At 57.2% G+C, this 23,518-nt stretch carries 17 protein-coding genes and 1 pseudogene; 10 read left to right on the top strand and 8 right to left on the bottom strand.

Annotated features, from left to right (window positions below):
* Positions 1-158: 158 nt before the first annotated feature.
* Complete coding sequence (locus ABJM11_RS08510) at positions 159-926, bottom strand: DUF2182 domain-containing protein (protein WP_348296989.1); 768 nt, start codon at positions 924-926, stop codon at positions 159-161.
* 17 nt (positions 927-943) lie between these two features.
* On the bottom strand, positions 944-1,549 hold the full coding sequence (locus ABJM11_RS08515) for a DUF1326 domain-containing protein (RefSeq protein ID WP_348296990.1): 606 nt from the start codon (positions 1,547-1,549) through the stop codon (positions 944-946).
* A 128-nt stretch (positions 1,550-1,677) separates the two neighbouring features.
* Between ABJM11_RS08515 and ABJM11_RS08520 the strand changes: the two genes are divergently transcribed.
* Positions 1,678-3,636, top strand: a complete 1,959-nt coding sequence (locus ABJM11_RS08520) for a winged helix-turn-helix domain-containing protein (RefSeq protein WP_348296991.1) — start codon at positions 1,678-1,680, stop codon at positions 3,634-3,636.
* A 17-nt stretch (positions 3,637-3,653) separates the two neighbouring features.
* On the opposite strand, the gene ABJM11_RS22495 is transcribed toward ABJM11_RS08520, so the two are convergent.
* Complete coding sequence (locus ABJM11_RS22495; protein ID WP_407069982.1) at positions 3,654-3,986, bottom strand: helix-turn-helix domain-containing protein; 333 nt, start codon at positions 3,984-3,986, stop codon at positions 3,654-3,656.
* Positions 3,987-4,162: 176 nt separating this feature from the next.
* Between ABJM11_RS22495 and ABJM11_RS08530 the strand changes: the two are divergent.
* Positions 4,163-4,483, top strand: a pseudogene (locus tag ABJM11_RS08530) (GFA family protein); the annotation flags it as partial.
* Here the strand turns inward: ABJM11_RS08530 and ABJM11_RS08535 are convergent.
* From ABJM11_RS08535 to ABJM11_RS08545, 3 genes are all read right to left on the bottom strand, one after another.
* Positions 4,480-7,188 (bottom strand): mechanosensitive ion channel domain-containing protein, encoded by a 2,709-nt coding sequence (locus ABJM11_RS08535; RefSeq protein ID WP_348296994.1) that lies wholly within the window; start codon positions 7,186-7,188, stop codon positions 4,480-4,482. The pseudogene ABJM11_RS08530 and the gene ABJM11_RS08535 overlap by 4 nt on opposite strands.
* 72 nt (positions 7,189-7,260) lie before the next feature.
* Complete coding sequence (locus ABJM11_RS08540) at positions 7,261-9,057, bottom strand: glycerophosphodiester phosphodiesterase family protein (protein WP_348296995.1); 1,797 nt, start codon at positions 9,055-9,057, stop codon at positions 7,261-7,263.
* 34 nt (positions 9,058-9,091) lie between these two features.
* On the bottom strand, positions 9,092-10,951 hold the full coding sequence (locus ABJM11_RS08545; RefSeq protein ID WP_348296996.1) for a sulfatase-like hydrolase/transferase: 1,860 nt from the start codon (positions 10,949-10,951) through the stop codon (positions 9,092-9,094).
* 99 nt (positions 10,952-11,050) lie between these two features.
* On the opposite strand from ABJM11_RS08545, the gene ABJM11_RS08550 reads away from it, so the two are divergent.
* The 5 genes from ABJM11_RS08550 (at position 11,051) to ABJM11_RS08570 (ending at position 16,375) form a co-directional block, all read left to right on the top strand.
* Positions 11,051-11,890 (top strand): hypothetical protein, encoded by an 840-nt coding sequence (locus tag ABJM11_RS08550; protein WP_348296997.1) that lies wholly within the window; start codon positions 11,051-11,053, stop codon positions 11,888-11,890.
* Between the two features lie 284 nt (positions 11,891-12,174).
* Positions 12,175-13,200, top strand: a complete 1,026-nt coding sequence (locus tag ABJM11_RS08555) for an amino acid ABC transporter substrate-binding protein (RefSeq protein ID WP_407069983.1) — start codon at positions 12,175-12,177, stop codon at positions 13,198-13,200.
* 93 nt (positions 13,201-13,293) lie between these two features.
* Complete coding sequence (locus ABJM11_RS08560) at positions 13,294-14,481, top strand: amino acid ABC transporter permease (protein ID WP_348296998.1); 1,188 nt, start codon at positions 13,294-13,296, stop codon at positions 14,479-14,481.
* On the top strand, positions 14,481-15,566 hold the full coding sequence (locus tag ABJM11_RS08565) for an amino acid ABC transporter permease (protein ID WP_348296999.1): 1,086 nt from the start codon (positions 14,481-14,483) through the stop codon (positions 15,564-15,566). The genes ABJM11_RS08560 and ABJM11_RS08565 overlap by 1 nt, the downstream gene beginning before the upstream one ends.
* Before the next feature lie 98 nt (positions 15,567-15,664).
* Positions 15,665-16,375: an amino acid ABC transporter ATP-binding protein gene (locus tag ABJM11_RS08570; protein WP_348297006.1), complete on the top strand. Its 711-nt coding sequence runs from the start codon at positions 15,665-15,667 to the stop codon at positions 16,373-16,375.
* A 142-nt stretch (positions 16,376-16,517) separates the two neighbouring features.
* Here ABJM11_RS08570 and lpxH read toward each other — a convergent pair whose 3' ends face one another.
* Together lpxH and ABJM11_RS08580 are read right to left on the bottom strand one after the other, a co-directional pair.
* Positions 16,518-17,243: a UDP-2,3-diacylglucosamine diphosphatase gene (gene lpxH, locus ABJM11_RS08575; protein WP_348297000.1), complete on the bottom strand. Its 726-nt coding sequence runs from the start codon at positions 17,241-17,243 to the stop codon at positions 16,518-16,520.
* On the bottom strand, positions 17,240-17,749 hold the full coding sequence (locus ABJM11_RS08580; protein WP_348297001.1) for a peptidylprolyl isomerase: 510 nt from the start codon (positions 17,747-17,749) through the stop codon (positions 17,240-17,242). The genes lpxH and ABJM11_RS08580 overlap by 4 nt, the downstream gene beginning before the upstream one ends.
* 138 nt (positions 17,750-17,887) lie before the next feature.
* On the opposite strand from ABJM11_RS08580, the gene ABJM11_RS08585 reads away from it, so the two are divergent.
* From ABJM11_RS08585 to ABJM11_RS08595, 3 genes are all read left to right on the top strand, one after another.
* Positions 17,888-19,564, top strand: a complete 1,677-nt coding sequence (locus tag ABJM11_RS08585) for a glutamine--tRNA ligase/YqeY domain fusion protein (protein WP_348297002.1) — start codon at positions 17,888-17,890, stop codon at positions 19,562-19,564.
* A gap of 74 nt (positions 19,565-19,638) precedes the next feature.
* Positions 19,639-21,021, top strand: coding sequence for a cysteine--tRNA ligase (cysS, locus tag ABJM11_RS08590; RefSeq protein WP_348297003.1), 1,383 nt, complete (start codon positions 19,639-19,641; stop codon positions 21,019-21,021).
* A 143-nt stretch (positions 21,022-21,164) separates the two neighbouring features.
* Positions 21,165-23,345, top strand: coding sequence for a malate synthase G (locus tag ABJM11_RS08595; RefSeq protein WP_348297004.1), 2,181 nt, complete (start codon positions 21,165-21,167; stop codon positions 23,343-23,345).
* Positions 23,346-23,518: the final 173 nt, after the last annotated feature.

Consider the following 23,518-nt stretch of genomic DNA (forward strand, 5'->3'; position numbering starts at 1 on the left):
AGCCACTCGTTCAGGCTCGGGGGAAGAAGCAGTTCCTGATCAGGTGAATAGGGGCGGAAGGTGGTTCCCATCGGATTCTCCGGTGCTGAAGAATTTTTACGTATTATGCCAGAAGGTGGCTCCTGCCGCGCAGACTCCTAGCGTTTGCCTCTTGCTCCTCAGTGAACCGCGATCATCAGAACGCCAGCGGCTATCAGGACCATGCCCGTAGCGTGGCTGAACAGCCGCGGCCAGGGGACCAGTTTTTCAGCCAGGAAGTAGAATGCCAGCCCGGCCATCCAGATCAGACTCATAACGCCTCCCACAAACATCAACAGCATCAGCGCCCAGCAACAACCGGCACAGAATGCACCATGCCTCGCTCCCATAATGAAGGCGCCGGCCAGCCCCTCCCGCCACTCTGTCATCAGGAAGCCAAGGGGCGACTGGCATTTGTTGAGGCAGGCCTGTTTCAGGTGGCTGAACTGGAATGCTCCGGCCAGGATGAGCAAAGCAGCGCCTGACAAGGGTGCCACGTGCCCCATTGCAGAACTCAGCAGGGAGGTCTGGTGAAGTATCCACTGGGCAATCGCGGCCATCACACCAAAGCCTGCCCAGACCACCAGATAGCCGGCCACGAATACCCAGGTGGGTGCCACCGCCCGGTGCGAGGCGACCCTACGCTGGTGAACCCGTATGTAGGTCATGATCATGGGTGCTGCTCCGGGTAGCATCATCGCCACCATCATGACACCCCACATGATCACATTGAGGATCAGAAGGTGCAGGTTCCAGCCTTGCGCTGCAGCTCCGGTCACCGGCATGGCCATGTCACCGGAGGTATCTCCGGTGACCATAAAGGCCCATGCCAGTACCGTCAGCACGACCAGAACGGCGCCGACCAGCATACGTTCGAGTGAGTAAACTCTCGCCATTGTCAGTTCCATCGTGACAACCTCCGGTGTTAAGGGCCGGCGTACTCGAAAGGCGAATACAGCGCTGTTCGCTCACTCAGGTCCAGTTGCAGGCCGTGATTCTGATGTCGCAGGGACCGGGACTTTGCGACCACCAGCGAGTGGCCGGGCGCCACGGCAAACGGATGGTTATTGATCGTTACATCCTCGCCACCCTGGCCTTCAATGGCGTTAATGCTGGCCTCCTGAGAATCGCCGATGGTCAGGTGTCGGTGACCCTTCTCGACCACGAAACCAATGGGCTGTGTTTCAACAGCCAGTACCTCTCCAATCATGGAGGCCAGCAACTCGGGGTGGCCTCCGGCCTTCCCACCGAACACAGTACCCAGCGCCTCTTGCTGCTGTTCGTTTGCTCGCTGGTCAAGGTACAGCACCGCCTTCCAGTTACCTTCGGCCATTGGGCCCGGGGCATTCAGAGCCACTGCGATGTTCAGGCCGTCAAGGGGGACATCGCCGTACTGGCCATTTTTGATGTGCCAGCCGACCAGGGCGGTACAGTCACCTTCTGTCGGTGGCTCCAGGTAGATACAGGGACAGGCGCCCCTGCAGGTGCAGCTTTCCAAATATTCACCCTGCATTTTCCATTCGGTGCTCATATGGATGCTCCTTTTGAGATTGAGGGTTTGTTTGCTGTTACTGCTATTGTCAGTTATAGCCCCGAATGCGTGATCAGAGGTGATGAGGGGATGAGAATATTATGAGAATGTAGTGGGAGGGATTAGCCATGCCGCAAAGGATGTCTGATTTGCTGGCGGCCCACGCACACCAGAACTTCGTGGGCCGTAACGCGGAACTGGCCACTCTGGAATCTCTGCTGGAGCCGCAGGGGCCACGAATCATGCACGTTCACGGAATTGCAGGGATCGGGAAATCCACGCTGCTGGCTCGTTTCGCGACCATCGTCCGTGCCCGGGGGGTGACCGTTATCCAGCTTGACTGCCGCCATGTGGAGCCCACTGAGCAGGGTGTGCTCGGCGCGCTGAGTGAGGCGATCGGTGTAGCTGCCCAGGACACCGGTGTGGTGGTGGATCGCCTGGGCGGTCTTGGAGGTATCGTTATCCTGGTGTTCGATACCTTCGAGGTTTTCAGACTGTTGGACACATGGTTGCGACAGGTGTTCATTCCATCGCTTCCGGAGAATGTAAGGGTTGTGCTTGGTGGCCGCCAGCCACCCGCAGCCGCCTGGTATTCGAGCCCGGGATGGGGACAGTTGATGCGCGCAATGCCGGTCTCCTCGCTGGCCGAAAACGAAGCGCGGGACTTTTTGCAGACTCTGGGGATCGGCGAGAAGCATGGGGCTCTCATCGTCCGTTCCACTCACGGACATCCATTGGCACTCAAACTGGCCGCAGCGGCCCTGCGCGAGGTAACACCTGAGCAGTGGCCAACCGACACACCTTTACAGCATGCCCTTGATGAGCTGACTCACATCTTCCTGGAAGATGTGAACGACGCCGTTACCAGGCAGGTGCTTGAAGGTTCCGCCGTCGTTCGTCGGGTGACCCTGCCGCTGTTGCAGGCGCTCTTTCCCGATCTGGCGCCGCGGGACGCCCTGGAGCGACTGCGCCGCTTGCCTTTCGTGGATGCCACCAGTGATGGGCTGATGATTCACGACGCGGTGCGGGAGGCGATCGCACGGTCCCTTCATGCAAGTGATCCCGAACGTTATCTCGAATACCGGCGGGCTGCCTGGCGACAGCTGACCCGTGAGGCAGGTTCTGTTGGAGGTGGTGACCTCTGGCGTTATACCGCAGATGTGCTTTTCATGATCGAAAATCCGGTGGTGCGGGAAGCGTTTTTCCCCAGTGGCTCACCGGCAGCCCTGACCGTGGAAATGGCAAGCGTGGTTGATGAGTCCGCCCTGGCAGATGTTCTTAAAGCCTGCGAGGGCCCTGAAGCCAATCAGGCGGTCAGAAGTTGGTGGCATCGTATACCACAAGCATTTTCCGTGGTTCGCGATAGCTCGGGGCGGGCTGTCGGTTTCTACTGCAAGTTTCGGTCAGACAAGATGGAGTTCGCCTGGATCGTGGATGATACAGTCATGGAGCAATGGTACGCCCACCTGAAACGGCATCCCATGCCAAAGGACGCAATTGCCCTGTTTTGTCGCCGTTGGTTGAGCCTTTGCGACGGTGATTCTCCTGGTGATGTCCAGGCGTCGGTCTGGCTCGATCTGAAAAGAGCCTACATGGAACTGCGCCCCAGGCTCCGTCGCGTTTACATCACGGTGAGGGATCTGGAAGCCTATGCGCCCGTTGCCCGACGCCTGGGTTTTGAAGTGCTGGCTGATCGAATGGTCGTGCTGGATGGACATCAATACCACACCGCTGTGCTCGATTTCGGCCCGGCCTCGGTAGATGGCTGGCTGGCGGATCTTGCAGCTGCGGAACTTGGCGTGGAACAGGAAGCCGGGCTGCTGGACGTGGATGCCAGGGAACTGATGCTTAATGAGGGCAGGGTGCCCCTGACACCGCTGGAGTTCGGGGTGATGCGCTACCTGGAGGCACGCCAGGGCAAAGTGGTGTCCCGCAGTGAACTGCTGCGGGATGTGTGGGGCACTCGCTACGAAGGTGGCAGCAATGTGGTGGACGCGGTGGTGAGAACACTGAGACGGAAACTGGGTGGCCAGGCAGACCGCGTTGAGACCGTCACCGGTGTCGGGTACAGACTTAGAGAATCCTGACAGCCTTGTTGTTGGGATCAACGGTGGGGCGTCCGGGCGTTGATCGCAACGGACTCCGGTGGGTTGATGCCGAACCGCTGTCGGTACTGCCCGGGTGACTGGCCGGTATGTCGTTTGAAAACGCGTCGGAAGAAGGCTGTGTCATTGTAACCAACAGCTCCACTGATGCTGTGGATCCCGCGGGCGTCGTTTTCGAGCATATGGCGCGCTGCATTGATCCGGAGGCGGTGCAGGTAATTCGTCAGCGTCTCTCCGGTGGCCAGCTTGAATCGGCGAGCGAAAGTACGTGGGGTGAGGCTCAGGCAAACCCCGGTTTGCACCGGGGCACCGTCAAGCGAGGCGGTACGCACCGTGAAATAGGGCCGCGCGGGTTCGCCTCCCGGTGGCTGGATGACCCGTTAATAATGTCATTTTAGCCACTTTCCGGGCAATTCCAGCTGCAGGATACTGAGTCAGAAGCGCAGAAAGTCTTATGCTACCCGGTTGGATAGCCAGGGAGGTGTGATCATGAGTAATGCCCACATTAGCCGCGGGGCCTGTAAACGCTTTCACCTTGTGGAAGCCTGAGGCGGTCTCTGTGGTTCGTGGTGGGGACAGCCTGGGCACCTATCACAAAACAACGCAGAGCTATCGTAAATGGTGTCGTAACTGTGGCGGCCATGTTCTCACCGACCATCCGCCCCTGGGGCTGGTTGATGTGTACGCGGCCATCATTCCGGACGTTGAGTTCAGGCCCGGAGTGCATGTGCATTATCAGGACCGCGTTCTGCCTGTCAGCGACGGCCTCACGAAATTCAGGGATGTGCCCGCAGATATGGGCGGCTCCGGTGAAACCGTGCCACCTTAGCCAACCCCGTCAGCGTGATCGTCCAGTGTCCGGACGTGCACATCGCGCTGAGGGAAGGGGATCCGGATGCCTGCTTCATGCAGGGCGTGGGTAGTGGCGGAGTGAATCTCGTGGGACAGGGGCATGATGTCCAGGGGATCATTCACAAACACCCGCAGCTCAAACTCAATGCGACTGTCACCGAGGCCAACGCAGAATACCGCCGGCGCGGGGTCATCCACTACCCGTTCGTTATCCTGCGCCACCTCCGTGAGCAGCTGCTGGACCTGGTCCACATCGGAGCCATAGGCAACGCCGACATGCAGGATGACACGGGTGATCGAGTCAGACAGTGTCCAGTTGGTCAGATCCTGGGTAACGAAGGTCTTGTTGGGAATGATCTGCTCCTTGCGGTCCCAGTCAACCAGTGTGGTTGCACGGATACGGATACGTGAGACCGTACCGGTGATGTTGCCGATGGTGACGGTGTCTCCCACACGAATGGGCCGCTCGAACAGCAGGATGATGCCAGACACAAAGTTGGCCACAATTTCCTGTAGGCCAAAGCCCAGCCCCACCCCGAGTGCAGCTACAAGCCACTGCAGTTTGGACCATTGCAAGCCAATCACCCCGAGGAAAACCACCACACCGACCAGCACCAGGGTATAGGTGGTCAGGGTGGTAATCGCGTATCCGGTGCCGGGCTCAAGCTTCATCCGGCTGAGCACCATGACCTCCAGAGTGCCGGGGAGGTTCTTGACCGCCAGCACGGTACCGATGCCAACCAGCAACGCCAGCAACAGGTCGCCGAGGGTAATGGGCAACGGGTCGCCACCTTCGAGGTCGGTAGCGATGGTCCAGAGTGTGATGTTGTCGAACATCTCCAGCGCCGGAATCAGGCCGGCCCAGAGCAGCCACAGGCCCGAAATAAGCAGTGCTGAAACCAGGATGCGCAAGAGCGCGGTACTCTGTTGGCTGATGTCCTTGAGGTCCATTTCCGGCATGTCCAGGGTCTGCGGCACCCCTTCGCCGGAGGATTCCGCTGCTTCCTTGTTATCGGCGACCTTGCGTTCCGCCTCGCGGTGTTCCCTCAGCCGCTCCAGCGTCAGGCGACGCTCCCTGACTGAAAGTGCCCGGAGGCCGACATAGAACAGCATGGCGTTGAAGGCTATCCAGCAAATGCTGATAAAGAGATTCCGCTCCAGTTCCAGGGCGGTGTAGTGATAGCCCAGGAGCGAGGCCACCAGCAGGATCAGAGGTGTTGCAACCGCCAGGATATGGAGGAACAGCAGAAACCTGTTATGAGGGCGGTCGGCCCGGACTGCTCTCATGATGCGCTGCGCAAATGTTGATAGCGCAATTGAGGCGGTGATGAAAAGCAGGCGCCCGAGGCTGCCCTCAAATTCGGAACCGCCGGGTGTTGCGGTGGTTGGTAATATAACAGTGATAGGAATGATTACCGCAAGAAGAAACGGAAGTTCCCGGCGAATGGCGCGCAGTGAGTCGACATGCCAGTGAAAATGCGTATCTCCCAAGCCGCCCCGGCGGGCAACGTTCTGGATAAATGCCAGCAGGAGGGTAACCAATGCCGCTGCGGCCAGGCCCCTGGACAGGGCGGCGTAAAAATCGTTGCCTTCCATCAGTAATAGGGCCCCGACCGCGAACACAAATACACCGGGCAACGCCAGCAAGACGCTGTTGGCAAACGCATACAGCGTATAATCAATGCGGTCATGGCCAACGTTCCCAACATACTGGCTGTTGGCCCCCAGGTTACGCTTGACAGCGCGTCGCTTGACCAGGAGAAGCGCCGTAAGCGTAACCAGGAAGGCGATACGGCCGCCACGCTCCTGAACCGATTCATCAATGGCTTCACTGAGCGAATCGAGTCGCAATTGGCCGGAAAACCACGTTGCTGCGTCGAACAGTTTCTCGATGGTGTCCGGGCCCACAACCGGTGCACTGGGCAGCCAGAACAGCCGCTGCTGAAGCAGCACCTGATAGGCCTCTACCTGGTCCTTCAGGGCCGACACCGTGCTGTAATACTCATTCAACACCTGTATGTGTTCGGTGACGGCCTTATGGAGCTGACGCACCAGGCTTGCTCTCTGGCTCCTTAGCTGGTCGCGGGCATCATCGCCGGGATCAATGATAGCCTCGAACTCTTCGAGCCGAAGTTGCTCCTCGCGTGCCGTCGATAAACGGCTTTCAATGTCGCCGATGAGATCCTCGGCAACGCCCTGGCGCTGCAGCCGTTCAAGTCGCTGCTGAAGCAAATTGGCATAATTGCCGGTCAGGTTGAGACCTGCTTTCTCCAGGCGCAGCTCGAAACTGTCGTATTCGTCTTGTAGCCGGTTGAGAAGCGATTCCGCGTAGGTGAGCCGGTTGCGCGTGGATTCCACTGCCACCAGCCGCTGATCCAGGGACGTCCTCAGGGCCTGGATCTGCTGGCGGATATCTGCTGTTTCGGTGTCTGGGAGCTGAATCTCGGGTGGTTCTTCGGTCTCGGATTCCAGTTCAGGCTGGACAGCAGGCCTTGCTTCTTCGGGCTCCTCTACTTGTTCTTCTTCGGTGGATGTCCCGGCAGCTTCCTTGTTCGTTTCTTCACCCCCCGTGTCGTTGGGCGGTTCGGCATAGGCAGGCACGGCGGAACACAATACAATTATTGCCCATATCAGACAGAATGACCGGAACCAGCGGCATGAGCACAGGTTGGGGCGGTTCATGTCGATGCGCTCCTTGAAGTGGGTGTTAAGGTCAGGTTCAAGGTTAGACGAGTTCCCTTGGGTAAGCAGCTGTTACCGAAGCCAGTTGCGTAGTTTGACCACCAGCAGTTCGGCGTCGGTCAGTTCATTGCGGCGCTCCAGGAGGTCCGCCAGCTCATCCGGACGGTCGGTAATGATATTGTCCACCCCCATGTCTATAAAGCGGGACATGGCATTCGGATTGTTCACCGTCCACACATGCAGTTCCTTGCCGGACTGGCGGGTTTGCGCAATAGTGGCGGGCGTCACCCTGTTTTGTCGCAGGCCCAGAATGTCGAAGCTCTGTTCCCAAAGCGGGCCGACAATGAATTGGGCCAGCAGCGTGGTTTTCAATTCAGGTGCCAGTTCCCGTACTTCGGCCAGTACGGACCATTCGGCTGCCGCAATCACAGTGCCTTCAATAGCCTCCATCCTGTCCAGCAGATGGACTACTTCCCGGGTTAGCTCAGGGGTGTCCGGGTCTGGTTTTATATCGACGTACAGGCCGGCACTGCCGCGGGTCGTGGCAATCACTTCCTCCAGTGTAGCAATGCGTTCATTACTGAATCGGGGGGCAAACCATGATCCCGCATCCCGCGCGCGCGCCTCTTGCAGTGTAATGTCGGAGATTTTTCCATCCAGCCCGAATACCCGCCTCATATCGGCATCGTGCCAGAGTACCGGCACGCCGTCGGCTGTCATGCGAACGTCAACTTCAATGAAATCCGCTCCGTCTTCAATGGCCTGTTCAACGGCGCTCAGGGTGTTTTCCGGCGCCTTGAAGGCGCTGCCACGGTGGGCGGTTATGGAAACCTCGTCCTGTTGTTCGAACGATTGCAGTACGAACCAGGCCTGGCCCATGGCCAGCACAATGACCAGGGCTTCAGCGGCCCACGCCAGGGGGCCCGCCTGTCTGGGCAACCCTTTTGTGGAAACCCGCTGGTGATGGCCGGTTGCCTGCCGGTAAACGCTGTATATCAGCATGCTGTAGGTGGCGATACCCGCAAAAGCCAGCGTTATGGTAAAGAGGATATAAAGCGCCACGAAGGCGAGAGTAACGGGCATGAGCAGATCCATCTGTTCCGGTAACCTGGGAAGCAGAAAGCTGCCAATGCCCCGGAATGCAAGAGTGACCAGTACCGGGAGTATGACCACTCCTGCAAGACCGGCGAGCAAAGCTCCGGTCGCGGGCAAACGCTGGCCGTGCACCTGATGGTTGCTCTGCGTGAGCGCTAGTCTCGCGCCAAGGCCATCCAGAAGAACCAGGGGGACAGAGAGTATCCACCGCAGGTACAGCCAGCCATTACAGACGGCAATACCGAGTATGGCGAGGCCGGAGATGCTCATGAACCACCAGACAACCGGCGGGCGTTCCATTTTCAGGTAGTAGAGGTCGTGGGGTGCGAGAAGAAACTGATAGGCGAGGACCACGGTAAGCAGGAACGGCATCGCGACCAGGATATGGCCTGCAACCTGAAGCACCGCCAGTGTCAGCAGTCTTCTGAAGTGACGGGCCAGAGCCCAGAGTGCCGACACTGCAATCCGGTACTCCCGGTGCCCGGCGGAGGCGGCTATCCAGGTCATTCCTGCCTGCTGAAGAATCACCAGAAGCGTCGTGATGGTAGCGGTAGCGGCGAGCCATAGAAGCCCCCCGGGCGATATAATGAACTGTACCAGGCCGCCGGTACTGATCGCAGCCTGGCCAGTGATCGGACGAAGGGCTGCCATTGCGCCGGAAAACACAGGGGTCAGGGCGGCGAGTGTCAGGCCGGTGAAGAACAGGTAAAAGGTCAGTAAGCCCCGACGGTGCAGGTGCAGAAACGCCAGAGTGTGCAACGCAAGAATCTTCATTCAGGTAAGGGTCTCCCGGCTTGAAGTTTCTGCTTCATGGATTCTCAATGGGCTTCATATAGGAGGCGCTATTGAACAGCGCGGTACGCTCCTCGAAGGTCAGAAACGGGTCAGCATCCGTCTGTTCCAGGGTGCCAAACAGTCGTTTCGGGTCGAACTGCCATGTTTTGCACCTGGTCATCAGCTCACTGCAACTCAGCAACTGGCCGGACTCCCGGAGGAAATACTTCAGCCCGGTGTAGGTATCAGCAAGCAACAGGTCGCGCGTGGCGTTCTGCTGCTGCACCAGCAGGCTTCGGCCAATCATGTCGCCGGTTTTCCTGCCCAGCCCGGTAATGTCGAGTATCGTCGGTGGTATGTCTATCTGGGCGACAATCTGGCGCTCGGGAGCGTAGCGGGCCAGGGAGTCTCCGTTGGGAGGCCTCACGGCCAGAACTCCAACGTTGTTGTTCAGGGGTAACGACTCCGGGTCCTGCCGGATAAAACCACCGGATTCGTCGGAAGTGAGAATCACCAGGGTGTCATCAAGAATACCGTCTGAGGCAAGGCCATCCAGGAAACCATTCAGCGCTTCCCCCATGGTTCTCATCGCCTTCCGGCGGGCTTCCTGTGGCTCCGCGTCAGCCAGTTCTTCAAGATCTTCGGTGTCAAAATCATCGTCTTCGGGTTCTTCCTCTCCGATATTGAACGGATGATGGGTGCCCACGTTCAGCAGGGTTAACATCCATGGCGCAGAGGTAGCGTCAAGTCTGCGAATCCTTTTGGCGATGTTGTCAAAATAGACTGGATCCGGCGGCCCCCAGCCTTCGACTTCTTCGCCTTCGCGGGTGAACACCTCGGCTCCGCTCACATTCTCGAATCCGATTCGCGGCATAAAATCCCCTTTTTGCATGTAGTCCAGCGGGGCTGCCTGCCAGTACGCAGTGGTGTAGCCATTTTCGAGCAGTCGTGACGGCATACAGTCGGCGCTGGCCCGTTCCTCAGCCACGTCAACCATCTTTCTGGACTGCCTGCGGAAGTCCGGATATTCACCGCAGAGGATGGTAAAGGTTCCGCGGTCTGTCTGGCGCTCCATGCTCAACGCATTCCTGTAAATGCGGAACCCGTGTTGGGTAAGGTTCTCTTCAAGACTGCCCAGTTTCACCAGGGGAGTGAGGTTGTGATAATCGCTCACGCTTGGGAAGTAGCCCGCAGACAGGCCTTCAATCATGATGAGCAAAACGTTGGGCGGGTGTTCCACGTACGGAGCGACCACCTGCTGGTGAAAGAAATTGGTGTCGTCCGGCATTTCCTGAGCGTTTTCCGCCTGGTCACTTTCGGAGTTTTCAGAGGATGTAAATGGGCTGACAAGGGCGACGGGAATCTGTGAGAAGAAACTGGCCACAAGATTATTGGTTGGTGTTGTCAGGCTCTGGAAGGAGGCACCATAAACAACGACCACCAGCGCCGCGAATACAACCAGGCTCTTGCGGTCAGCCATGGGACTGGTGCAGGAACGTCGATGTAACCAGTGGAGCAGCCAGGCAAACAGCAGGTAGACCGGCAGCAGCAGCGAGTGCTTGTTGATCAGGCTTCCGGTTATAAAGGTCGGGTCGACCCCTTTACCGATCAGGGATAACTGGAAAAGCGTACCGTGCACCGTCAGGTGCATGCCTGCAACAAAAGCGGCAACGCCAAGCAGAACGATCAGCAGCACCCTGAAGGCCCCTGCAGTGATGCTCAATAGAACAGCCAGGATCAGCGCGCCCGCAAGATCGCTCGTAAGCATGCCCACGGGATTGGGCCAGACACCACTTTGCAGTATATGACTCGCCCTTACGATCAGCAGCCAGCAAAACGCCAACAGCACAGTTTGTGCAAAGCGCCGGGAGGTGAGCGCTGTGAAAAATGTCATAGTGTATTCCGATGCCTGCCACGAATTCCGGCTGCCAGTGCTTTGGTGCGTGGCAACATTCCTGTAAAACAGGGTATCCCCACCGGCTGGAGGCTGGCAATGTCGCGCGTTAAATATGAACCGCTGTTAATCGGGCTGTTACTCTTTTTCACCGGGTGCCTGCATACCCGTGCAGACCCGGAGCTCGACATCGAGCTCGCGCCCGATGAGCTGACCTGGATCGGTGAGCGGATTTTCCATAACGAGTGCGCCAGCCGGAAAACCTGTCTGGTCCACTGGAATGAGGGAGAGGCTTTTCCATCACTGGGAATCGGACACTTCATCTGGTACCCGCCCAATGTCGACGGGCAGTTCGTGGAAAGTTTTCCGGAACTGATCCGGTTTATGGAGGCTCAATCCGTAACACTTCCCCAATGGTTGAACGAGCTGGAACCGTTTGACGCGCCCTGGCCGGATCGTAATGCTTTCATGCAGGCCCATGGCAATGAAGGGGCTACCCAGGAGCGTAATGAAAGGGTGGCTTCGCTGAGAGAGTTTCTGTGGGCCACCCGGGGGGTTCAGGCGGAATTTATTGTCCGGCGTGCGCGAAGGGCCCTTGTGAGAGTTGTGTCAGCCGCACCGGAGCCCCGACAGGCGGCAGTCGGTGAGCATTTACAGGCGTTGGTGGAGACGCCCGGCGGAGCGTATGCGGTCATTGATTACGTCAATTTCAAGGGCGAGGGTCTGTCAGCACAGGAAACCTACCAAGGGCAGGGCTGGGGTCTGCTTCAGGTGCTCCTTGCCATGAATGAAGAAGGTGAACCCGCTCTTCATCGCTTTCGGGAAGCGGCGAAAAGCACGCTTATACGCCGTGCAGAGCTTGCCCCGAGGGCCATAGAACGCGAAAAATGGCTGCCGGGGTGGTTGGCCCGCACCGATACCTACCGTGAGCCGGGCTAAGCGATTGAAAAGGCTCTGGCGCAGAAAATCATCGGAAAACTGGTCCATTTCCAGATCTGCTTCTATTTTATACATGAGCGTTCAGAAATACCGGCTCCGGAGTCGCTGGTGGTCCCAGTGCCCCGAATCAAGGCAGTGACCGCACAGTATTGTGGCCTGTTGGTGGTATCAGGAAATGCTCAGGGAAAAAACAAATACTATAAATCAAGGAGTTAGTGTGCCTGGCTCGCATATTGCTGAAAGCCAGTTGCTCCTCTAACCAACGGAATTTCGGAGAAATCAGAATGAATAATACCAAGTCGATTGCCGTCGGCGCAGTCATGCTGTGCGGCCTGTTTTCTGCATCGGCCGTTTCCGCGGCAACAACGCTTGAAAGCGTCAAGGAAAACGGCCACCTGCAGTGCGGTGTGACAAGTGGTCTTCCCGGGTTTTCCCAGCCAGATGACAAGGGCAACTGGACCGGTATCGATGTTGATACCTGTCGCGCCGTTGCTGCAGCAATCTTTGGTGACGCTCAGGCCGTCGAATTTACTCCGCTGACTGCAAAAGAGCGTTTTACAGCACTGCAGTCCGGGGAAATCGACATGCTTTCCCGTAACACCACCTGGACGCTCACCCGAGACGCGTCTCTGGGCCTGAATTTCACCGGCACCAATTATTACGATGGCCAGGGCTTCCTGATCAAAAAGGAACTTGGTGTCAATGACGCGACGGAACTGAACGGGGCGACCATCTGTATTCAGGCAGGCACCACCACGGAACTGAACCTGTCAGACTATTTCCGCTCCAAGGGTATGGAATACCAGCCTATTGTGTTCGATACGTCTGAGCAGACGGTCCAGGGTTTCGCCGCTGGCCGTTGTGACGTGCTGACCTCTGACCGTTCGCAACTGGCAGCGCTACGCTCCAAACTGACCGACCCAAGCTCCGCAGAGATCCTGCCCAATACGATTTCCAAAGAGCCACTTGGCCCCGTGGTCCGTCAGGGGGACGACCAGTGGTTCAACATCGTCAAGTGGGTGCTGTTTGCCCAGATCAACGCAGAAGAGCTGGGTATTACCAGCGATAACGTCGAAGAAATGCTGAAGTCAGACAACCCCAATATCCAGCGTCTGCTGGGCACTGATGGAGACATGGGCGCAAAGCTGGGATTACCGGCTGATTTCGGACAGAAAGTGGTCAAGCAGGTCGGTAATTATGGTGAAATGTATGACCGTAACGTTGGACCGGATACTCCGCTTGGGCTGGATCGCGGCCTGAACGCGTTGTGGACTGAAGGCGGCATTCTTTACGCGCCTCCGCTTCGTTAAAACCTGAAAGCGGACAGCGGGTAGGGCGGGTTCTCCGCCTGCCCGCTGTTTTCGTGATTTGTTTCATCGCGGTTCAGCTTTCCGGGAAACTCCATGAAAAAACAGACTGTTGATTCACGACCGGCAGGGCCGAAGCCCTGGTACGACCCCCGAATACGTTCCATCTTTTTTCAGTTTATCGCCATTGCCCTTGTTTTCTGGGGCGGCTGGACACTGGTCGATAACACCCTTTCGAATATGGAAAGCCGAGGCATCAGTACCGGCTTCGGATTTCTGAACGAGACAGCAGGCTTCGGTATTATCATGTCGCTGGTGCCTTATGACGCCACCATGACCTACGGCCGGACGTTTGTTGTCGGCCTTATGAACACCTTGCTGGTTTCGGCCATGGGCATTGTGACAGCCACCATTATCGGTTTTATCATTGGCGTGGCACGGCTTTCCAGCAACTGGCTTGTGGCCAAACTTGCGCTCCTGTACATCGAAGTTATCCGCAATATCCCTCTGCTTCTGCAGATCTTTTTCTGGTATTTCGCGGTTCTCGGCAGCCTGCCTTCGCCCCGTCAGAGCGTTGATGTAGGTGGCAGCTTTTTCCTGAATAATCGGGGGCTCTATCTGCCGGAGCCAATGATTCAGGAAGGCTTTGGTCTGGTCTGGGGCGCCCTTATTGCGGCGATTGTTGCTGTGGTCGGTGTACGTGTCTGGGCCAGGAAACGCCAGCTTGCCACCGGCCGGATATTTCCCACCTTCAAGGTGGGTGTCGCCATTCTGGTCCTTCTGCCTGTCGTGGCTTTCCTGGCTGCCGGCTCGCCCCTTGAGTGGGATCTGCCGGAGCTGAAAGGGTTCAACTTCGGTGGTGGAATCACCATTATTCCTGAGCTGGCGGCCCTGTGGATTGCGTTGTCCCTTTACACCGCCAGTTTTATCGCCGAAATCGTCAGGTCCGGCATTCTGTCCGTCAGTAAAGGGCAGACTGAGGCAGCCAAAGCACTGGGTATACCGAACAGCCTGACGTTGCGTCTGGTGGTTATTCCCCAGGCAATGCGGGTGATTATTCCTCCGCTTACCAGCCAATACCTGAACCTGGCAAAGAACTCATCGCTGGCGACGGCTATCGGATACCCCGATCTGGTGGCTGTGTTCATGGGCACAACCCTGAACCAGACCGGCCAGGCGGTGGAAGTGGTGGCTATTACCATGGCGGTGTATCTCACCATCAGTCTGTCAATTTCCCTGTTTATGAACATCTACAACAGGGCCGTGGCGATTAAGGAGCGATGATGACTGAGCCAATGATGAAACCACCGAAAATTGCGATCAGCCCCATCGCCTGGATGCGCCAGAATCTGTTCTCAAGCTGGTACAACAGCCTGCTGACACTGGTGGTCGGCTACCTGGTGGTGACCAGCGTGGGGCCACTCTTCAGCTGGCTGTTTTTTGATGCCACGTTCCTGGGTGACGAGCCGAGCGATTGCACAGGCACAGGTGCCTGCTGGCTTTTTATCAACGAGCGGCTGAATTTCTTTATCTACGGGTTTTACCCGGATGAACTTCAGTGGCGCGTGGACGTGATGTTCGCGCTGCTAGCCATCTCGTTTGTTCCCCAGTTCATTGAAGGCTTTCCTGGGCGCAAGTGGTTTGGTCTGTTCGGCCTGACCGGCCTTCCGGTTGTGGGCTACTTTCTGGTGCCGGGCGGTTATTTCGGCCTGGAAGTCGTGGAAAGCAGCAAGTGGGGCGGTCTGATGCTGACACTGATCCTGGCTTACATCGGGATCATCGCGTCGCTGCCCATTGGTATCGTGCTGGCGCTGGGGCGGCGCTCGGAAATGCCGATTATCCGGGGCCTCTGTGTGGTGTTCATTGAAGTCTGGCGAGCGGTGCCGTTGATTACGGTGTTGTTCATGGCGTCAGTTATGCTGCCGCTGTTCCTGCCGGACGGAATGAATTTTGAAAAGCTGATGCGGGCGCTGATTGGCATCACGCTCTGGCAGTCTGCCTATATGGCGGAGGTGATCCGCGGCGGCCTGCAGGCAATTCCGAGAGGGCAGTATGAAGCGGCTGATGCGCTTGGGCTGGGTTACTGGAAAAAAACCGGGCTGATCATCCTGCCCCAGGCGCTCAAAATGGTGATTCCCGGCATCGTTAACACCTTCATATCCTTGTTCAAGGACACCACGCTGGTGCTGATTATCGGCCTGTTCGACATACTCGGTACCGTACAGTCCACGATTACAGACCCGGCCTGGCAAAACGTTGCGATAGAGGGTTACGTGTTTGTGGCTTTCTGTTTCTGGGTCTTCTGTTTTGGTATTTCCCGTTACAGCCAGAACCTTGAACGTAAACTAGACACCGGTCACAGGACCTGATGGGTAACATTATGACTGATCAAACCCAGACAACAGAGTCGCCGGACTCTGTTCCAAGTCAGAAAGACGATAGCTCCGCCATCATCCGGGTGGAGGGGATGAACAAGTGGTACGGCGACTTCCACGTACTCAAGGATCTGAATCTCAGTGTCCGCCAGGGCGAGCGCATTGTTATCTGTGGCCCGTCCGGGTCAGGCAAGTCGACGTTTATAAGGTGTATCAACCGGCTGGAAGAGCATCAGAAGGGCAAGATCATCGTCGATAACATCGAGTTGACCGACGATATCCGACACATAGATACAGTGCGCCGTGAAGTCGGCATGGTGTTCCAGCACTTCAACCTGTTCCCGCACCTGACGGTGCTGGAGAACTGCTGCCTGTCACCCATCTGGGTGCGGAAGACTCCGAGAAAAGAGGCGGAAGAGGCTGCCATGGAGTACCTGACACGGGTCAAGATTCCTGATCAGGCGAACAAGTTTCCCGGTCAGTTATCCGGTGGCCAACAGCAGCGCGTGGCCATTGCCCGGGCACTATGCATGAAGCCGAAGATCATGCTGTTTGATGAACCCACCTCGGCGCTGGACCCGGAAATGATCAAGGAAGTGCTGGATGTAATGATCGAGCTTGCCGGCAGCGGCATGACGATGATCTGCGTTACCCATGAGATGGGCTTTGCCAAAACCGTGGCGGACCGTGTGATCTTTATGGATGGTGGTGAGATTGTGGAACAGGCGCCGCCCCACGAATTTTTCACAAATCCCCAGGAGCCGAGGACCCAGAAATTCCTGGAGCAGATTCTGCAGCATTAACCCGGGGTTGGAGGCTGGCCATAGGGCGGGGTGCCTTTTCTTCTGGGAAAAAGAACTCGCTGCGCTCAGACACCTTTGTTCCCGGCAGAAAAGGCACCCCGCCCTATAGCCGAGTTCCAGCTATGGGGCACAAGCCCTCTGTTTATAGGCGGTGCTTTTTGAGGGCTGGTGGTTGGTCTGGAGTGACTTCCAGCCACCAGACGTTCTCATCCCAGTCCCCCAGTACGATACGTGTTGCAGGCTTACCGTTGGCTTCAAGCTCGTGAACTGCGGGGCGGTGGGTATGGCCGTGGATCAGGCGCTGCACCCCGTGGGTTTCCATTTCCTTCACCACCTCGTCCGGGGTGACGTCCATGATGAACTCTTCCTTGCCCTTGTTCTTGGCCATGCTGATTTCGCGCAACTGGCGGGCCATCTGCTGACGCTCCGCCAGGGGCCGCTGGAGGATCATCTGCTGCCATTGCGGGTTGCGCATGTTGGCGCGGAACTTCTGGTATTCCACGTCGGCGGTGCACAGGCTGTCGCCGTGCATCAGCAGGGTGGGCGTGCCGTACAAATCCACCACCGTCGGGTCGTCCAGCAGTGTGGCGCCGATTCGGTTGCAGTAATCCTCTCCAATCAGGAAGTCCCGGTTGCCGTGCATCAGGAACAGTTCCGTGCCGGAGTCGCTGACTGCCCGCAGCGCATCCGCTACCTGGTTCTGTAACGGCGTGCGCTCATCGTCGCCAATCCAGGCCTCGAAAAAATCCCCGAGGATATAAAGTTGCTCCACTCCCCGGGTCTTTTCCTCCAGAAACGTCAGCAACGCGTTGGTAATGTCCGGCCGGGACTCTTCGAGGTGCAGATCTGAAATAAACAGCGTGGTCACGCTGTGCCTCCGTCCTCTACAACTTCTGCTTTCTCAATGACCACGTCATCTGCAGGTACATCCTGATGACCCGCGCTCATGGTGGTGCGCACGCCGCGAATGGCATTGACGGTCTCCATACCGTCCACCACCTTGCCGAAAACACAATAACCCCAGCCCTCGGCGTTCTCCGCGGTATGGTCAAGGAAACCGTTATTTTCAACGTTGATGAAAAACTGCGCCGTCGCGGAGTGAGGGTCCATGGTGCGGGCCATGGCAACCGTGCCCTGCATGTTGCTGAGGCCATTGTTGGCCTCGTTTTTGATAGGCTCGCGGGTTTTGCGCGGCGTCATTCCCGGTTCGAAGCCACCGCCCTGGATCATGAAGTTGCTGATTACCCGGTGAAAAATCAGGCCGTCGTAGAAGCCGTCGCGAACGTACTGTTCAAAGTTTTTTGCGGTTTCCGGAGCATTGTCGTAATCCAGTTCCAGTGTGATATCACCATGAGAGGTTTTCAGCAGAATCATCAGGGTTTCCTGTTTGAATGGGTATGAAAAGCAACGATGCGGATATTGTACTGAAGAGTTTGTACGCGTGCATGAGTTAGGCGAGGATTTGTGAGTATAATACGCGGTTTCAGACCCACACCCTATTAATGAGATTGTATGAGCGCCGAGTCCAAGAAAGCCCACAACTTCATCCAGAGCCTGATTGAAGACGCCGTTGCCAAAGGCGAGCACACAGGCAAGGTGGTGACACGGTTTCCGCCCGAGCCCAACGGATACCTGCACATCGGTCACGCCAAGTCGATCTGCCTGAACTTCGGGATTGCCGAAACGTTTGACGGTGTGTGCACTCTGCGGTTTGACGATACCAACCCGGAAAAGGAATCCCAGGAGTACATCGACGCCATCAAGCAGGATGTTCACTGGCTGGGCTACGAATGGGCAGGGGAGGTGCGCTACGCCTCCGATTATTTCGACGCTATCTATGACTTTGCCGTTGAACTGATTGAAAAAGGCAAGGCCTACGTGTGCGCACTGACGGCGGACCAGATGGCCGAATACCGGGGCACTCTGAAAGAGCCGGGGCAGAACAGCCCCTACCGGGACCGACCGGTGGAAGAAAATTTGCAGCTTTTCCGCGATATGCGCGACGGCAAATACCAGAACGGCGAGTTGGTGCTGCGTGCCAGGATCGACATGGCATCTCCGAACATCAACATGCGGGACCCGATTCTGTACCGGATTCGCTATGCCGATCACCACCAGACCGGCGACAAGTGGTGCATCTACCCGATGTACGATTTCACCCATCCGATTTCCGATGCCATGGAGGGAATTACCCACTCTCTGTGCACCCTGGAATTCGAGGACCATCGCCCGCTCTATGAGTGGGTGCTGGAGAATATCTCCGCTCCCTGCCAGCCGCGCCAAATCGAGTTCGCCCGGCTGAACCTGAACTACACCATTACCAGTAAGCGCAAGCTCAGGCGTCTGGTCGATGAAGGTTTCGTGGATGGCTGGAACGATCCACGCATGCCGACCATCTCGGGCCTGCGCCGCCGTGGTTATACCCCGGACTCCATTCGCATCTTCTGCGACATGATCGGGGTTAACAAGGCTGGCGGTACCGTCGATATGGGCATGCTGGAGCACGCCATCCGCGAAGATCTGAACACCCGTGCGCCCCGTGCCATGTGCGTGATGCGCCCGCTGAAGGTGACGCTGACCAATTACCCGGAAGACAAGACTGAAACTCTGGTGCTGCCGGTGCATCCCCAGAACCCGGACATGGGCGATCGGGAAGTGACCTGGAGCCAGACCCTGTACATCGATCGGGAAGACTTCGCAGAAGAGCCGCCGCGCAAGTGGAAACGCCTGGCCCCGGATCAGGCAGTGCGTCTGCGGGGTGGTTATGTAATGACCTGTCGTGAGGTTATTCGCGACGACAGTGGCGAAGTTGTCGAGCTCAAGTGTGAGTACGATCCGAATACTCTGGGCGTTAACCCTGAAGGCTATAAACCGAATGGCGTCGTTCACTGGGTGTCTGCAAAAGAAAGCGTTGAGACGGATATCAATCAGTACGACCGGTTGTTTAACCATGAGTCTCCGGATAGTGACAAAGAGACGGACTTTGTCGACTCCATCAATTCCGAGTCACTGGTCGTTCTGAAGGGCGCGAGGGTAGAGAAGAGTCTGGCCACACCCAGAACAGACTTGCCGTATCAGTTCGAGCGTGAAGGGTATTTCTTCTGTGATCAGGAACTGACCGCAGCAGCAGGTCGTCCGGTATTCAACCGCACAGTGACGCTCCGGGATTCCTGGGGAAAGGGTAAGTAAAGTTAGGCCCAGGTGTGGGGACCAGTCGGGCAAATTTCGGTGATACATTCATTCAATCTTTTAACGAGCGTAGCGTGATTAGAATCTACAACACCCTTAGTCAGAAAAAGGAAGAGTTCAAGCCTATAGAGCCCGGGAAGGTTCGCATGTATGTGTGTGGCATGACGGTCTATGACTACTGTCATCTGGGGCACGCAAGGGTGTTGGTGGCGTTTGATGTGATCACGCGGTATTTGCGTCACAGTGGATACGACGTTCACTACGTGCGCAATATCACTGATATCGACGACAAGATCCTGCGTCGGGCTGAGGAGAATGGCGAGGTTTATACCGAGCTCACCGCGCGCATGATCAAGGCCATGCACGAGGACGAGGCCAAGCTTGGTGTTCTTTCGCCAACGGAAGAGCCTTGCGCTACCGAGTACATTAACGAGATTGTGGCGATGATCCACAAGCTTGTCAGCAGCGGCCACGCCTATGCCGCAGATAACGGCGACGTCTACTTTTCCGTGGAGTCCTATCCGGATTACGGCAAGCTCAGCAAGAAAAAGCTCGAGGATCTGGTGGCCGGTGCTCGTGTGGACGTGCAGGAAGCCAAGCGCAGCCCCGCTGACTTTGTGCTGTGGAAAGCGGCAAAGCCGAGTGAGGTGAGTTGGGCATCGCCCTGGGGTGAGGGCAGGCCAGGCTGGCATATTGAATGCTCCGCCATGTCGAATCGCTGCCTGGGCGAGACCTTCGATATTCACGGGGGTGGGCCGGACCTGTTGTTCCCGCACCATGAAAATGAAATCGCCCAGTCAGAGTGCGCCAACGGCCATACCTTTGTGAATACCTGGATGCACGCCGGTGCTATCAGGGTGAACAAGGAAAAGATGTCCAAGTCCCTGGGCAATTTCTTCACCATTCGCGAAATTTTTGAAAAGTATGCCCCGGAAGTGGTGCGCTATTTCCTGGTTTCCAGCCATTACCGCAGTCAGGTGGATTACTCGGAAGAGAACCTTGCTGAAGCTGGGCGTACCCTGACCCGGCTTTACCATTCCCTGCGCGGGCTTGTACCCGCCAAGGATGTGGCTGAGACGGAGAATGACCGACGCTTTGCCGAGGCCATGGATGATGATTTCAATACCGCCGGAGCCATTGCCGTGTTGCATGCCGTAGCCAATGAGATTAATCAGCACCGTCGGGATGGCCGTGAGGCTGAGGCCAGTGAGCATGCTGCCGTGCTGGTGCGGCTGGGGGGCATACTCGGGTTGCTGCAACAGGACCCGGAAGCCTTCTTCCAGGCGGACACCGGCGGAGAGATCAGTGCAGACGATATCGAGTCCATGATCCAGGCCCGGGCCGATGCGCGGGCTCAGAAGAACTTCGCCGAGGCGGACCGCATTCGGGATGAGCTGGCGGCTAAGGGAATCATTCTGGATGATAGCCGTGAAGGAACCAGCTGGCGCCGGGGATAAGCTCCGCCAAAGGTCGGGTTGTAGGCGCGGGAATGACCTTGTAGGGAATTTCCCGTACAATACGGCCCTCGATTTACAACGGCTCTTCCGGGGAAACCCGCTGAAAGGGCAGGGAATACAGTAACCCACTGAGGCAAACAACGATGACAGAACGCGTACAAGTCGGCGGCCTTCAGGTCGCAAAGAACCTGTTCGATTTCGTTAACAATGAAGCGATTCCGGGCACCGGTGTCGATGCGGACAAATTCTGGGCCGAGTTCGACAAAATTGTTCACGAACTGGCACCTCGCAATAAAGAGCTGCTCGCCAGGCGCGATGCCATCCAGGAAAAGATGGATGCATGGAACCGCGACCACAAAGGCCAGAAACTCGATATGGCCGAGTACAAGTCGTTCCTGAAAGACATCGGCTATCTGGTTGATGAGCCGGGCGACTTTAAAATTTCCACCTCGAATGTAGACCCCGAAGTGGCCACCATGGCTGGTCCCCAGCTCGTGGTTCCGGTCATGAACGCCCGTTTCGCCCTGAACGCCGCCAACGCGCGTTGGGGTAGCCTTTACGATGCGCTCTATGGCACCGACTCCATTTCCGAGGAAGACGGCGCTGAAAAAGGCCGTGGCTACAACCCGGTTCGTGGCGCCAGGGTTATCGAATTTGCCCGCAATCTGCTGGACAGCTCTGCACCGTTGGCTTCCGGAAGTCACAAGGATGCAGCACAGTACCTGGTTGAGGATGGCAAGCTGGTGGTCAAGCTGCAGAACGGCGAGTCCACAGGCCTGAAGGATGAGTCCGGTTTTGTTGGCTATACCGGAGCTGCCAATACGCCTACCGGTGTGCTGCTGGTCAAGAACGGCATGCACTTCGAAATCCAGATCGACGCCAGCCATCCAATCGGCAAGGACGACGGTGCCCACGTTAAAGACGTGCTGATGGAGTCGGCGCTGACCACCATCATGGACTGCGAAGACTCTGTTGCCGCCGTTGATGCGGACGACAAGGCCCTGGCCTACCGCAACTGGCTTGGCCTGATGAAGGGTGACCTGGAAGAGACCTTCGAGAAAGGCGGGCAGCAGATGACCCGCAAGATGCACGAGGACCGTACCTATAGCAGCCCGGATGGTGGCGAATTGGTACTGAAAGGCCGCAGCCTGATGTTCGTGCGCAACGTAGGCCACCTGATGACCAACCCGGCCATCTTGCTGAAAGACGGCAGTGAAGTGCCTGAGGGGCTAATGGATGGCCTGCTGACGTCACTGATCGCGATTCACGATCTGAAGGGCACTGGCAAGCTGCAGAACAGCACCAAGGGTTCGGTTTACATCGTCAAGCCGAAGATGCATGGCCCGGAAGAAGTGGCATTCACCAACGAGTTCTTCGGCCGTGTGGAAGACGCGCTTGGCCTGCCGGCGTTCACCCTGAAAGTGGGCATTATGGATGAGGAGCGCCGCACAACCGTGAATCTCAAGTCCTGTATCCATGCTGCCAAAGAGCGCGCGGTGTTTATCAACACCGGCTTCCTCGACCGCACCGGCGACGAAATCCACACCTCCATGGAGCTTGGGCCGTTTATCCGCAAGGGGCCGATGAAGCAGGCTGCGTGGATTCAGGCTTACGAGCAGTGGAACGTGGATATTGGTCTGGAAACCGGTTTCCGTGGTGTTGCCCAGATCGGCAAGGGCATGTGGGCCATGCCTGACCTAATGGCTGGCATGCTCGAGGCCAAGATTGGCCACCCGAAGGCAGGCGCCAATACTGCGTGGGTTCCATCGCCAACCGCGGCCACGCTGCACGCTACCCATTATCATCAGGTCAATGTTGCGGATATCCAGAAGGAGCTGGAAAGCCGCACCCGCGCCAACCTCGACGACATCCTGACGGTTCCGGTTATGGACGACCCGAAGTCGCTGTCGGCGGAAGAAATCCAGCAGGAGCTCGACAACAACGCCCAGGGCATTCTCGGTTACGTGGTGCGCTGGATCGACAGCGGTGTGGGCTGCTCCAAGGTGCCCGACATCAATGATGTGGGCCTGATGGAAGACCGTGCTACGCTGCGCATTGCCTCGCAGCTCCTCACCAACTGGCTCTATCACGGTATCTGCACCGAAGAGCAGATCCACGAGACCATGAAGCGTATGGCTGCGGTTGTGGACCGCCAGAATGCCAAAGACCCGTCCTACCGTGACATGGCGCCTGAGTTCGACGGCAGCATTGCTTTCCAGGCCGCCATGGATCTGGTGCTCAAAGGTCGCGAGCAGCCGAACGGCTACACCGAGCCGCTTCTGCATGCCTATCGTCTGAAGGCGAAGGAGAAGTACGGGCAGTAAGCACCCGGCCATCAAAAAACCCCGCATGCGCGCAAGCCATTCGCCTTAAGTGTGGCTGGCCTGAGAGATGAGGCCGATAATCGAAAGGCCAGTAACTAAAAGTTGCTGGCCTTTTTTGTTCAAAATATTTGAAAGATTCTAGCTCGAAACCTTCAAGGTCAAAGGAACGTGAT

It is taken from the genome of Marinobacter sp. (genome assembly GCF_039977835.1).
GTDB lineage: Bacteria > Pseudomonadota > Gammaproteobacteria > Pseudomonadales > Oleiphilaceae > Marinobacter.

What these genes read in the sequence shown, in the direction of transcription:
- ABJM11_RS08570 (WP_348297006.1), top strand. Translation starts at nt 15,665, where the DNA reads ATGAACAAGTGGTACGGCGACTTCCACGTACTCAAGGATCTGAATCTC.
- ABJM11_RS08595 (WP_348297004.1), top strand. Translation starts at nt 21,165, where the DNA reads ATGACAGAACGCGTACAAGTCGGCGGCCTTCAGGTCGCAAAGAACCTG.
- ABJM11_RS08560 (WP_348296998.1), top strand. Translation starts at nt 13,294, where the DNA reads ATGAAAAAACAGACTGTTGATTCACGACCGGCAGGGCCGAAGCCCTGG.
- ABJM11_RS08585 (WP_348297002.1), top strand. Translation starts at nt 17,888, where the DNA reads ATGAGCGCCGAGTCCAAGAAAGCCCACAACTTCATCCAGAGCCTGATT.
- ABJM11_RS08515 (WP_348296990.1), bottom strand. Translation starts at nt 1,549, where the DNA reads ATGAGCACCGAATGGAAAATGCAGGGTGAATATTTGGAAAGCTGCACC.
- ABJM11_RS08540 (WP_348296995.1), bottom strand. Translation starts at nt 9,057, where the DNA reads ATGAAGATTCTTGCGTTGCACACTCTGGCGTTTCTGCACCTGCACCGT.
- ABJM11_RS08580 (WP_348297001.1), bottom strand. Translation starts at nt 17,749, where the DNA reads ATGATTCTGCTGAAAACCTCTCATGGTGATATCACACTGGAACTGGAT.
- ABJM11_RS08535 (WP_348296994.1), bottom strand. Translation starts at nt 7,188, where the DNA reads ATGAACCGCCCCAACCTGTGCTCATGCCGCTGGTTCCGGTCATTCTGT.
- ABJM11_RS08520 (WP_348296991.1), top strand. Translation starts at nt 1,678, where the DNA reads ATGCCGCAAAGGATGTCTGATTTGCTGGCGGCCCACGCACACCAGAAC.
- ABJM11_RS08555 (WP_407069983.1), top strand. Translation starts at nt 12,175, where the DNA reads ATGAATAATACCAAGTCGATTGCCGTCGGCGCAGTCATGCTGTGCGGC.
- ABJM11_RS08550 (WP_348296997.1), top strand. Translation starts at nt 11,051, where the DNA reads ATGTCGCGCGTTAAATATGAACCGCTGTTAATCGGGCTGTTACTCTTT.
- ABJM11_RS08565 (WP_348296999.1), top strand. Translation starts at nt 14,481, where the DNA reads ATGACTGAGCCAATGATGAAACCACCGAAAATTGCGATCAGCCCCATC.
- ABJM11_RS08545 (WP_348296996.1), bottom strand. Translation starts at nt 10,951, where the DNA reads ATGACATTTTTCACAGCGCTCACCTCCCGGCGCTTTGCACAAACTGTG.
- ABJM11_RS08510 (WP_348296989.1), bottom strand. Translation starts at nt 926, where the DNA reads ATGGAACTGACAATGGCGAGAGTTTACTCACTCGAACGTATGCTGGTC.